Here is a 12,804-nt window from a genome sequence, read left to right on the forward strand (position 1 = left end):
AAGAGTGCAAAGGCATAAGGGAGCTTGACTGCGAGACCTACAAGTCGAGCAGGGACGAAAGTCGGGCTTAGTGATCCGGTGGTACCGCATGGAAGGGCCATCGCTCAACGGATAAAAGCTACCCTGGGGATAACAGGCTTATCTCCCCCAAGAGTCCACATCGACGGGGAGGTTTGGCACCTCGATGTCGGCTCATCGCATCCTGGGGCTGAAGTAGGTCCCAAGGGTTGGGCTGTTCGCCCATTAAAGCGGTACGCGAGCTGGGTTCAGAACGTCGTGAGACAGTTCGGTCCCTATCTGTCGTGGGCGTAGGAAATTTGAGAGGAGCTGTCCTTAGTACGAGAGGACCGGGATGGACGTACCGCTGGTGCACCAGTTGTTCCGCCAGGAGCATGGCTGGGTAGCTACGTACGGACGGGATAAGCGCTGAAAGCATCTAAGCGTGAAGCCCCCCTCAAGATGAGATTTCCCAATTCGTAAGACCCCTTGAAGACGACGAGGTAGATAGGTTGGAGGTGGAAGTGCAGCAATGCATGGAGCTGACCAATACTAATCGGTCGAGGGCTTATCCAAAAACACCCCAAAAAGTGAAGCGAAGCTTTTGTAGCAACGCCGAATACTTTCTGGGGACCCCGATACCACATCGGGTGAATGCTACGGATTCTAATGTGCTGCAAATATCGTTTCGTATCTAGTTTTCAGGTGATCAAGCATCTGAACCGTTTGGTGGCGATGGCGGAAGGGTTCCACGCGTTCCCATACCGAACACGACCGTTAAGCCTTCCAGCGCCGATGGTACTTGGACCGAAGGGTCCCGGGAGAGTAGGACGTCGCCAAGCGAACAACCATAAAGACCGTTATCGAGTAATCGATAGCGGTCTTTTTTGTTATACAATCATGAATCATTAGAAAGTAAAATTGCGGGATCCCCACATCCAGATATATTCCATGTCGATTGGTGAGGAAGTCTGTTTCTGATTCTAATTAGAGAACCTTTATCGCTTCAGCGATAAAGGTTTTTTCATGTAAGAGGGACCACGTGTTTAGATGGGGGCGAAGATGGTGAAGGCTGTAATAATCATATATAAAAATAAATTAGTACCAAGTCCTAATACTTGGTGTTATAATGGTTATAAAATTGGAGGTGGGAATGATGAGCCAATCGAAGTCGAGAATAACGGCAATCGGGACGTACGTTCCTGAACGGATCTTAACGAATGCGGATTTAGAGAAGATGGTGGAAACGAGCGATGAGTGGATCGTCCAGCGAACAGGCATGCGGGAACGCCGGATTGCGGCTCCCGATCAGTACGTGTCCGATCTTGCCATTAAAGCTGTGGAGGATATGGTTGAACGGTATGGCGTTACCGTGCAGGATGCAGATATGATTCTTGTGGCCACGAGCACGCCGGAGTACTCTTTTCCCAGTACCGCTTCCCGAGTGCAATCAAAGCTGGGCATCGCAAGCACGGGTGCGATGGATCTGAATGCCGCCTGTGCGGGATTCGTATATGCGCTGCAGATGGCTGACGGATTGATATCCGGGGGAGCCTACCGTAAAATTCTGGTTATCGGCGCGGAAACGTTATCGAAGATTACGGATTACACCGACCGAACGACATGCGTATTGTTTGGGGATGGCGCAGGTGCCGTATTGTTGGAGAGAGACGAGTCTTCGGCTGGGATCATCGCTTCCGTCTCGGGCACTTTTGGCGAAGGCGGCATTCATCTGTATAAAACCGCGCTCTCCGAGCAAATGGACGGTACGGAATTAAAGAGCGGATGCCTTGTCCAAAATGGCCGCGAGATTTATAAGTGGGCCATTCGGAACATTCCGGACGGCGTCCGGGCCCTTTTGTCCAAAGGGGGCATGACCGCGGACGAAGTCGATTGGTTTGTTCCGCATAGCGCCAATCTCCGCATGATCGAGGCGATTAACGAGCGGGGGCCGTTTACAATGGACCGCACCTTGACCAGCGTCGAGTACCGGGGGAATACGTCGGCAGCTTCCATTCCGCTTGCGCTTCAGCTGGCCGTCGACGAAGGGCGCCTGAAAGCGGGAGACCACGCACTGCTCTACGGATTCGGCGGAGGCATGACCTACGCGGGTTCCATCGTCAAATGGACGATATGACAAATCTAAGCTATTTAAACCGCTATCGATAATCGATATGCGGTTTTTTAGTGCTGCGATTTTTCGAGATGTACGTGAATCGTAATATATTCAACTCAAATTCGAAAGTTTGCCTCCTCAAAATTTGGCTCCGCTTTCATTAGACTAAAGAAGAAAAATACGTTCCATGGAAGAGGGGTAGAAGAATGAAAAGGTTTAAATCATGGAGCTTGCTGCTCCTGAGTGTCATCATGGTATTCACGCTGGCCGCATGTGGAGGCGGTGGCGGGAACGGAAGCAGTACGGCTGAATCTCCGGGGGGAGGCAGCAGCAATGAAGGGACGGACAATACGAAAGAAGGAACCGAATCCACAGAGAAAATCGAGCTCTCCTTCTGGTCGCTCGGAACGACCAACTATGAAGATCTAGCGAAGGAATATACGAAAGAGCATCCAAACATCACGTTCAAATTCCAGAATACGTCGGACCAAACGGCGCACCACAACAATCTGACGACGGCGTTGTCCGCGGGCTCTGGCGCACCCGACATTTTCCAGCTGGAAATTGCCTTCATGGAGCGCTTCATTAATAACCAGGATAAGTTCTATAACCTGTACGACCTCGGCGCCAAAGACTTAGAGGGCAACTACCTGGAGTGGAAATGGAAGCAGGCCACATCGGTTGACGGCACCTTCCAACTCGGGCTGCCAACAGACATCGGCCCTACGGTCGTCTATTACCGTACGGATCTGGCAGAGCAAGCAGGACTGCCAACCGATCCGGACGGCTTCAGCGCTGCGATCGATTCATGGGACAAATTCGCCAGCGTGGCCAAGGATTTCACAAGCAAAACAGGAAAGCCTTTCGCCGATTTGACGGACCTGGTCTACAACGGGGTGCGTGACCAATCCCCGGATCAAATCTACTTCAACAAAGAGGACGGCTCTTTTATCGGAGATACGAACCCGCAAGTGAGAAAAGCTTACGACTTTACGGTAAAAGGAATTCAGGAAGGCTGGATCGGCAACTGGATTCTATGGTCTCCTGAATGGCAAAAAGCGATCAATGACGGCGACTTCGGCGTCATGCTCGGCCCGGCTTGGATTGCCGGTACCATCCGCAATGCGAAAGACACTTCAGGCAAATGGCAGATTGCCCAGCTTCCTGAAGGAGCAGGCAACTGGGGCGGTTCGTTCCTGACCCTGCCGAAGGAAGGCAAGCATTCGAAGGAAGCTTACGAATTCATCTCGTGGGTGCTGAACAAGGAGAATCAGCTGAAATCGTTTAAGGACAGCGGTTTGTTCCCGTCCATCCCGGCGGTGTACAGCGAGCCTTCGTTCACGGAAGAGAAGGACGAATTCTTCGGCGGCCAGGTCATTTCCGAAGCGTATGCCAAATCGGCGGAACGCATCAAGCCGGTTTACTACGGACCGCTTCATGACCAGACCGACACGATCATCAAAAACGCGCTCAAAAACGTGCTGGAGAAAAAGGCCGACCCGCAAAAAGAATGGGAAAGCGCAATGAAGCAAATCAAGACGCTGGTCGATCGCAGCTAGCTTAAACAGACGGATCATTCCAGCTAGCCCGTTCATATCCAATAACCGTCCGAACCCGAGAAGGGATAAAGCGCCCTTCGCGCGGGTTCGGATTTATCCTTACCTACCTGGAGGTGCATCATGGCTGACACAGCAACGGCAGAATCGCCGCAGCCGGTGCCGCAAAGGCGGCGCTTGTTGACGGAGACCGTGCGAAGCCGGTTTACGGCTTATACGTTTATATCGCCATTCTTTATATTGTTCGCAATCTTCGGTCTGTATCCGATCCTGTTTACCATCTATTTGTCCTTCTTCAAATGGGATGCGCTCGGACCGATGAAATACGTCGGCTTCAAGAATTACGAGCTTATTACAAGCGACCCGACCTTCTGGATCGCATTTAGCAACACGCTCATAATGGCTCTGATGGGAACCGTGCCGCAGCTGATTGTGGCATTATTTGTTGCGGTTATGCTCAACTCGGCCTTGAACAGATTCAAGAACACGTTCCGCATCCTGTATTTCATGCCGAACATCACCTCCATCGTTGCGGTGACGCTGGTGTTCAGTACGATGTTCGGAAACAACGGGATGGTCAACTGGCTGCTGAACACCTTTGGTGCGGAAAGCGTGCCGTTCAACTCCGGCTGGTGGGGAGTCAAAATCGCAATATCGTCCATGGTCATGTGGCGGTGGATGGGCTATAACGCCATTATTTTTCTGTCGGGGCTGCAGAGCATTCCGACCGATATTTATGAAGCGGCCAAAATCGACGGGGCCACCCGAGGCCAGCAGCTGCTCTATATCACGCTGCCGCTTCTTCGCCCATTCATTCTGTTCGTCACCTTGGTATCGACGATCGGCGCGCTCCAATTGTTTACGGAGCCTTATGTATTCCTCGGTCAGTCCGGCACGGGTTCTACGCGTCAGGAAGGGGTCACGATGGTCACCTATTTGTATAACGAAGCATTTAAGAACGGATTCTTCGGTACGGCTGCGGCAACGGCGGTTCTCTTATTCATCGCCACCATTCTGTTCTCGGTATTAAATATGATATTGGGCCGCGAAGGCAAAGATTCGGGAGGTAAAAAAGCATGAGCACAGTCGCCATAAGCCGAAAAAAGCCGGATGAACCCGGTGTTGTCGCGAAATTCTTTTTCTATCTTTTCATGGTCCTTGGCGCGCTGGTCTCGGTCTTCCCGTTCTACTGGATGTTCGTCGTGGCTACCAATGACAAGGATGCGGCATTTCACATTCCGCCGCTGCTTACGCCCGGCACGCAGTTTTTCGATAACTTCGCGCGCGTGCTGGAGCGGACGGATTTTTTCAGGGCCTTGTTGAACTCGGTGGTGGTGTCTACGGCCGTGACCTTGTCCGTTGTGTTCCTCTGCACGCTGGCGGGTTATGCTTTTGCCAAGTATGAGTTTCCTCTGAAAAAGACGCTGTTTGTTTTTGTCATTGCCACGATGCTGGTGCCTGCCCAGCTGGGCGTGCTTCCACAATACGTCATCATGGCCAAGCTGCACTGGATCGACAGCTACAAAGCGCTGATCGTGCCGGCCATGGTCAATGCCTTCGGCATCTTCTGGATGCGGCAGTACATCGCCTCTGCCGTTCATACCGAGCTCATCGAAGCGGGGCGGATCGACGGCGGCGGACATTTCCGGATCTTCTGGAACATTGCCATTCCCGTTGTTACCCCGGCGATGGCCACGCTCGGGATTCTGAACTTCATGAACGTGTGGAACGATTTCTTCTGGCCGCTCGTCGTATTGAAAAACAGGGAGAATTACACCATTCAAATTGCGCTGCAGCAATTGTTCACCAATAAGGACGGCCTTGATTTCGGCATGATCATGTCGGCCACCTTCACGGCGACGCTGCCGCTTCTCATCGTATTTCTGTTGTTCAGCCGATGGGTGATCGCCGGATTGACATCAGGCGCCATAAAAAGTTAACAAGCAAGGTGAAGTCGACAAGGAATGCGGCCTGTCATGAAGAATAATAGACATAGTAGAGTGGAGGGAGGAAGGATCCATGAAACTCCGCCGAAAGATATTGCTGGCTATTATTCTTCTGGTCTTCATTCCGGTCATCGCGCTGGGCGGGGTATCCTATTACAGCTTTTCGGAAGCGATGGAGAAGAAGTCGAATGATTTCTACTGGATTTCGCTCCTGGAAACGGATCGGAAACTGAAGTTCGCCTTGAACGAAATCACGACGATTTCGAACTCGGCGATTACCCAGCAATCGGTTCAGCAGATGCTGAAACAGCCGGAATACGCGGTTACCTATGAACGGCGGCAGGAGATCAACAATCTGATCAATCATCCGATGATTGCGTCGTTTGCTTTTTATTCGAATGACCGGTTGATGTATAACACGAATGGCGGAATGGAGCTTCAGGAACTGAGGCAGCAGGCATGGTATGAAGCGGTGGAGAAGGCGGAGGGGCGTCCCGTATGGGTCGGACCCGGCGAGAACGGCTCCGCGGCTGACGGCGCTCCCGTTTTGATTCAATCCAGGGTCATCAAGGACTATTACTCGCTGGAGGATATCGGAACCGTGGTGATCTACGTGAAGCCGGATCTCCTGGATCAGGTGTTCTGGGAGGCGGCAACGCTGAAGCAGGGAGATATTTTGCTGGTCAACCAGCAGGGGCACATCGTGTTCAGCAAGTCAGGCGGGCATATCGGGGAGCGGACGGAATTCCCGTTTCTCTCGGATAGTTATAAGACGAATGGAAAAGGCTACTACATCGATCAATATGCAGGCGAAAAATCGCTGATCACATATTCACCTTCCCATAATAAAGATTGGTTTCTGGTCGCCATCACGCCAAGCAAACTGATTTCGGCCGAATCGGTCCCGATTCGCAACCTGGCCTTGATCCTGGGACTGATCTCGCTCGTGTCGGCGTTCCTGTTCGACCGTTTTTTTGTGCGCAGAATGGTGCGCAGCATCATTAGCGCGGTGAACGGGATGAAGCGCGTCAAGCAGGGCATCTTCGTTCCGATCCCGTCGCATAACGTGGCGGAGGACGAGACGGATTTGTTAATCGACGGCTTTAACCGGATGAGCACCCAGATCCAGGAGCTGATTGGGCAGGTCGAGACGGAGCAAGCACGAAAAAAGGAAGCGGAGCTGCAGGCGCTGGTCGCTCAGATCAATCCGCACTTCATCTATAATTCACTGGAATCGATCAATTCGATGGCCGTGCTTCAGGGCAATAAGGATATCAGCAAGATGGTAGTTTCGCTTGGAAAGCTGCTGCGTATCAGCATCAGCGAGCATCATGAGCTTATCCCCCTCAGCATGGAGCTGGAGCATGTCCAGCATTACATGCGGATACAGAAATTCAGGTTCGAGGAAAAATTCGATTACGGCATTGAGCTTCCGAATGAACTGAGGCACTACGTTACGCAAAAGCTGATCGTTCAGCCGATTGTTGAGAACGCTTTATATCACGGGATCGAGCCGATGGAGGAGAGCGGACTCATCTCCATCCGGGTGTCCGAGAACGGCGAGGATATCGTGATTGACGTGGAGGACAACGGTCCGGGCTTCGATCCGGAAACGCTGATGAAGCTGTGGAATTCGGATCCGGGACAGCTCAAAAAGTACCGCGAGAACGGGGTCGGATTGAAGAATGTCCATGAAAGGCTGCGGATCCGGTTTGGCAGCCGTTACGGCCTGATGATCTGTTCCTCCCCGGGTTACGGCTCCTTGATACGAATTCGAATACCGAAAATACTGACATGACAGGGGGGGCTGCAGGGTGAGATGGTTTTGGAATTGGGGCTGGATCGTCGGATATGCCGCTCTGTTGGCGCTGTCTGTCGTGTGGGTGACGGTACAGAATCAGGGACCGGCCCAGGAGGAACAGCCCGAGAAAATCACGCTAACGTTCCGGCATTTCTGGAACAAAGAGCATGACAAGCCGGTGCTGGCCGTATTCGAGAGCATCGTCCGCACTTATGAGAAAGCGCATCCAAACGTAAAGGTGAACTTCGAGAGCATCGATCAGACGATTCACCGGGAACAAAAGCTGAAGAGCGAGATGGTGACCGGCACGCCGCCGGATATGTTTGTTTTGTTCGGAGGGGCCGAGATCGTGCCTTATGCCAGATCCAACCGGTTGATGGATTTAACGGATTTTTTGCAGGATACCGGATTGAAGGAGCAGTTCAAGGATCTGCACCATTGGACCTTCGAGGACCGGATCTATGGCCTGCCCTTCGAGGGACACGCAGAGCCGATCTATTATAACCGAGCTTTATTCCGGCAGCTGAAGCTGGAACCTCCAAAGACGCTGGGAGAGATGGACGAAGCTATTCGTGTCCTTCGGGAGAACGACATCATCCCCTTTGCGGTCGGCAACGAAGACAGGTGGCCGGCGGGAATTTTTGCCCATTATTTCATGGATCGCTACGCCGGGCCGGAACTGATTGACCGCCTGGTTGAAGGCGATGATCAGGCCAGCTTTGTGCAAGAGTCGTATTTGGAGGCGTTTGAGCACTTGGAGCTGTGGATCGAAGAAGGGGCGTTCAGTCCGAACGCAAACGATCTTTCCACGGAAGAAGCGATTGCCCAGTTCACGGAAGGAAAAGCGGCGATGTATATGAACGGCAGCTGGGATATCACGCTGCTGCAGAATGAGGATTACCCGGATTTTCAGAATGAGATCGGCGTCATTCCCTTTCCGTCGCTTTTTCCCGGCGAAGAACGCTCCTTGGCAGGGGGATATACGATCGGCATCGGGCTGTCATCGGACTTGGATGAAACGAAAAAGCAATCGGCTCTGGAGCTGCTGGGCATGTTCTATACCACGGAGGTGCAGACTCGGCTGGTGTATGAAGGGCTGCGCGTCCCTTCGATGAAGATTGACTATGATTCGAAGAAAACCGGGCCGGTTTTTGCCCAAGTCACGGAATTGATGGAGGAATCCGCGAGCACCTTTCTGCCTTACGACAACACGTTATCACCCGAGGTGAACAGTTCGTTCCTTAAGGTGATCGAGGATATGATTGGAGGACGGATCGATGCTGCCGGCGCATTGGAGCAAATTCAGAAGTCCTCGGTAAGGTATTGGAAGCTTAGGCGGAATACGGCAGCAGAGTAAACAGGAGACAGGGGGGAACGTCATGGGCGGATCGGAAGGCAAATTCAGAGTCATGCTGGTCGATGATGAGCCGATCATTCTGCGCAGCCTGAAGGCGGCTATTCCATGGGATGAGCTCGATCTGGAGGTCGTTGGGGAGGCCAAGAGCGGAGACGGCGCATTGAAGCTGGCGCGCGAAGTATCGCCGCATATCATTATCAGCGATATTCGGATGCCGGGGATGGACGGCATTACGCTCATGAAGGAACTGAAGGCGGATCAGGCAAGGCGAATCATTATTTTCATCAGCGGGTACGGCGAATTCGAATACGCGAGGGAAGCGCTGCGCGAAGGGGCTTTCGATTATTTGCTGAAGCCGATCGACCACGATGAACTGACCGAAACGATTGCCAGGGCGGCCAGAACCCTGGAGAAGCAGATTGCGGATGACCAGATGCTCCACTCGATCAAGGTTCTGTCGCTGCTCGCCCGGGAGCGGATGCTGACCGAATTCATCGAAGGGAACCGTAGTCCCCTGCAGCATATGCAGTGGCTGGAGGACAGCGAGCTGGAGCATGGATACACGATGGCCGTCATTCAATTGGATCAATATTTGCGGCTTAACGAGCTGTGGAGCATGGACGAGAAGCGCCTGTGGCTGTTTGCCGTACGGAACGTCCTCGAGGAGTGGTCCTTGCAGCATGGCGGGCTGACGGTATTTCCTTTCCGCAGCGGGGAATGGGTGCTGCTGTTTCCGAACCTGACGAAGGAGCGGCAGGAGGATATCGGCCGGGATCTGGTGCAATTGATCAAGCGGAACACGAAGCTTTCCTGCTCGGTCGGCTTCAGTCCCAGCATGGCCGGGATCGACCGACTGGGAACGGCTTACGAGACGGCCGTGCGCGCATTGTACCAGCGGTTTTATTCCGGGGAAGAGGGCGTGTTTCTCGGGACGCCCGATTCGGTGCTGGAAACGGCCAGCGAAGCGAAGTATCCGAAGCATCTCGAGTCGCTCATGGTGGAAAGCATCCGCACGCTTCATAAGGAGCGGCTTTTGGAGCTTTTTGACGAAACCAAGGCTTATATCGAGGAGCATGCGTTCAGCAGGGAGATGACCGAGCGGGTGCTGCTGGAGATGAGCGTCGTGCTGTATCGGCAGTTTGAGCATATGAAGGTGCTGTTTGAGTGGTCGCTGGAGGAACTGCTGCAGGAGCTTCATGCATCCGGCACGCTTCAGCAGCTGATGGACGTCATCAAGAGCCACTTTAGCAAGTGGATTGCCGAAAGCCGGTCCGGGCAGGCCAAAGACAATGTTCAAGCCGTGATGGGCAAAGCCAAGGAGTATATCGCGGAGAATTACCAGAAGGATCTGACCATCGAAGAGGTTTCGGAGCTGGCGGACTTAAGCATCAGTCATTTCTGCACGCTGTTTAAGGGAACGACGGGCTATACGTTTCTGGAGTACCTAACGGAGTGCCGGATCGAGAAGGCCAAGAGCATTCTGCTGAATACGGACGTGAAGGTGTACCAGGTAGCGCCGCTGGTAGGATATCAGGATCCGCGATATTTCACCCAGGTATTTAAGAAAATCACGGGGAAAACGCCATCCGAGTATCGGGAAGAGGCGGTCTCCAAGACATAGAATGAACCTTGATCCCATGATATCGAAATCGGATATTTTGCGGATAGGGTTTAACATAGGAGGGAATGAATAACAGATCATTTTTCCGGGTTCGATCGGGGAAAAGGAGTTCTGTTATTTTTATTTTAAATATCTTAATATTAAGACTTGACGATTTAAGGTTTAAATACTAAACTGAGATTAAGCAAACGTAAAGAAGCCAGCGAAGAACGAAGCTGCTCCCGAATCAGACGGCAAATATGAATATTGAAGATGGTTAACATGCTATTAATAACGAAAAAAACGATAAATGGAGGTTGAAGTCATGAAGTTTAAAGGAATTCATCACGTATCCGCCTTAACGGCTGCGGCTTCGCGGAACTTCGAATTTTATACAAAGGTTCTGGGCATGCGATTGGTCAAGAAAACGGTGAACCAGGACGATGTGTCGGTGTACCATCTGTTTTACGGCGATGAAAAAGGAAATCCCGGCACGGAGCTTACCTTCTTCGAAATTCCGATGGCCGGCCGGACCCGTGAGGGAAACAACAGCATATCGGCGACATCCCTGCGCGTGCCGAACGACCGCGCCTTGGAATATTGGACCCGGCGGCTGGACGAGCACGGCGTAGAACGCGAGGAGATCAAGGAACGTGCGGGCCGATTGACCCTTCTCTTCAGGGATTTCGAGGGCCAGCGCATCATTCTCGTTTCGGATGAACATAACGAGGGAGTTCCAGGCGGCGTTCCATGGGAAAAGGGGCCGGTTCCGGCGGAATACGCCATCATCGGTTTAGGCCCGGTGCAGCTGACCGTGCCTAATCCCGTGCAGACCGTGAAGGTATTGACGGAGCTGATGGGCTTCCGCTACAAAGGGCACTATGCTTCGCCAGTGGACGGGCAGCCGGATATCCTGGTCTTCGAGACGGGAGAAGGCGGTACGGGAGCGGAAGTGCACGTGGAGGAACGAACGGATCTTCCGCAGGAGCGGCTTGGCCGCGGCGGCGTTCATCACGTTGCATTCCGCGTCGAGGACGAGGAAGAGCTTCGGTCCTGGATTGACCGGATCGGCGATGTGGGCTTTTCGAATTCGGGATTTGTCGATCGCTTCTACTTCCGTTCCTTGTATTTCCGGGAGCCTAACGGTATTTTGTTCGAGGTAGCTACCGATGGTCCGGGCTTTGACACGGATGAGCATATCGACCATCTCGGCGAGTCCCTTGCGCTGCCGCCGTTTCTGGAGCCGAAGCGGGAACAGATCGAAGCCAGCCTGAAGCCTCTCCATACGATTCAATGAAGATGGCGCACATCGCGCAGGCAATACACACGACACCGGGTAATCCTCTGTTTTTGGGGCGATTGCCCGGTGTTTTACTTTGATCTATTCATATAGCCGCGATATGGCATTTGCCGCCATGCTGACATGCTCCCTAAGCTCTTGGGGAGCCATCACCTCGATTTCCGCACCGCAGCTTAGAAGAAATGCCGAAGCCGATTCCAGGGTGTTGAACTCCAAATCGGCCGTTATCCACCCGTCGTGCTGGTTATCCGTATCGCATCGGAGTATTTTTACGTACCGCTCCCGCTCAAAGCGTTTGATCAGATCGACGGTCATGCGAACCTGTGCGGGATACTGCGGGAGATTTTGCATGAACCGTGCCAGCGACTCCTCCCAATACTCGGCTAGATTAAAACCGGCCGGACGCTGGAATGTATCCTCGGACATGACGGCATCCACGATTCTCGATACGCGATAGGTTCGCAGCTCGCCTTGGGATTCGGCCACCACATACCAGGTGCTCCGTTTGGCAACCAGCCCGAGCGGATGAATCCTTCTTTCGACTCGTTCCTCTCCCTTCATGTATTGGATATCCATGATGCGATCCAACCACAGCGCCTCCTGCAAAACCGTAAGATACGGATGCGATTCGCGGTAGGAGTGCCAGCCTGCGCCATCGATATGGATCTTCTCCCGAATGATTTCGGCATCCTGCCGAATGGAGCGCGGGGAGGAAGCCAATAATTTTTGATAGGCAGCATCAAACTGTTTACGGATCCCCAAATCCCCGATCAGCGGGCTGTGGCTGGAAACCAGCAGGGAGATGATCTCGTCCGGCTTCATGCCGGTCAGGTTCGTTCGATAGCTCTCCTCCAGCACCCACCCGCCCTGGGATCCTCTTTCCGCATACACGGGGATGCCCGCCGAGCTCAAGCTTTCCATATCGCGTATAATCGTTCGCTCCGATACCTCAAGCTGCTCCGCCAGATAACGGGTGTTCTTCTTCCCCCCGTTCTGAAGCATCAGCATAATGGATAATAGACGATCCGCCCTCAAGTTATGTCACCTCTCTGTATCTATAGAAGTTAATTGTATTGTAGCATGGATATAAGACAACGGATGTCATATATGTCTGATACGATGAAGGCGTTG

9 protein-coding genes and 2 rRNA genes (1 of these 11 running past the window's edge) are annotated in these 12,804 nt (G+C 52.8%); 10 read left to right on the top strand and 1 reads right to left on the bottom strand.

Translation table 11 applies throughout. The features are described 5' to 3' along the window. From MHI43_RS04595 to MHI43_RS04640, 10 genes are all read left to right on the top strand, one after another. Positions 1 to 573: ribosomal RNA gene (locus MHI43_RS04595) — 23S ribosomal RNA — on the top strand; it begins 2,354 nt to the left of the window's first position. A gap of 149 nt (positions 574 to 722) precedes the next feature. After that, positions 723 to 839: ribosomal RNA gene (rrf, locus tag MHI43_RS04600) — 5S ribosomal RNA — on the top strand. 314 nt (positions 840 to 1,153) lie between these two features. Then, complete coding sequence (locus MHI43_RS04605; RefSeq protein WP_200868611.1) at positions 1,154 to 2,134, top strand: ketoacyl-ACP synthase III; 981 nt, start codon at positions 1,154 to 1,156, stop codon at positions 2,132 to 2,134. Between the two features lie 185 nt (positions 2,135 to 2,319). Then, positions 2,320 to 3,672, top strand: coding sequence for an extracellular solute-binding protein (locus tag MHI43_RS04610; protein ID WP_012819067.1), 1,353 nt, complete (start codon positions 2,320 to 2,322; stop codon positions 3,670 to 3,672). A gap of 120 nt (positions 3,673 to 3,792) precedes the next feature. Continuing rightward, positions 3,793 to 4,749: a sugar ABC transporter permease gene (locus MHI43_RS04615; RefSeq protein WP_009592284.1), complete on the top strand. Its 957-nt coding sequence runs from the start codon at positions 3,793 to 3,795 to the stop codon at positions 4,747 to 4,749. Continuing rightward, complete coding sequence (locus MHI43_RS04620; RefSeq protein WP_036661989.1) at positions 4,746 to 5,609, top strand: carbohydrate ABC transporter permease; 864 nt, start codon at positions 4,746 to 4,748, stop codon at positions 5,607 to 5,609. The genes MHI43_RS04615 and MHI43_RS04620 overlap by 4 nt, the downstream gene beginning before the upstream one ends. A gap of 79 nt (positions 5,610 to 5,688) precedes the next feature. Further along, the gene (locus MHI43_RS04625; protein WP_036661988.1) at positions 5,689 to 7,413 is read left to right on the top strand and encodes a sensor histidine kinase; all 1,725 of its coding nucleotides are present in this window, start codon (positions 5,689 to 5,691) and stop codon (positions 7,411 to 7,413) included. A gap of 16 nt (positions 7,414 to 7,429) precedes the next feature. Further along, a complete protein-coding gene (locus MHI43_RS04630) occupies positions 7,430 to 8,773 on the top strand; it encodes an extracellular solute-binding protein (RefSeq protein WP_036661987.1) in 1,344 nt (447 codons plus the stop codon). A gap of 22 nt (positions 8,774 to 8,795) precedes the next feature. Beyond that, complete coding sequence (locus tag MHI43_RS04635) at positions 8,796 to 10,394, top strand: response regulator (RefSeq protein ID WP_036661985.1); 1,599 nt, start codon at positions 8,796 to 8,798, stop codon at positions 10,392 to 10,394. A 304-nt stretch (positions 10,395 to 10,698) separates the two neighbouring features. Next, entirely contained in the window at positions 10,699 to 11,670 is a 972-nt protein-coding gene (locus MHI43_RS04640; protein ID WP_036661983.1) for a ring-cleaving dioxygenase, read from the top strand. A gap of 84 nt (positions 11,671 to 11,754) precedes the next feature. Here the strand turns inward: MHI43_RS04640 and MHI43_RS04645 are convergent, their stop codons facing one another. Beyond that, positions 11,755 to 12,708, bottom strand: a complete 954-nt coding sequence (locus tag MHI43_RS04645) for a WYL domain-containing protein (protein ID WP_036661981.1) — start codon at positions 12,706 to 12,708, stop codon at positions 11,755 to 11,757. Positions 12,709 to 12,804 lie beyond the last annotated feature (96 nt).

It is taken from the genome of Paenibacillus sp. FSL H8-0457, from assembly GCF_038051935.1.
Taxonomy (GTDB): Bacteria; Bacillota; Bacilli; order Paenibacillales; family Paenibacillaceae; genus Paenibacillus_AQ; species Paenibacillus_AQ lautus_A.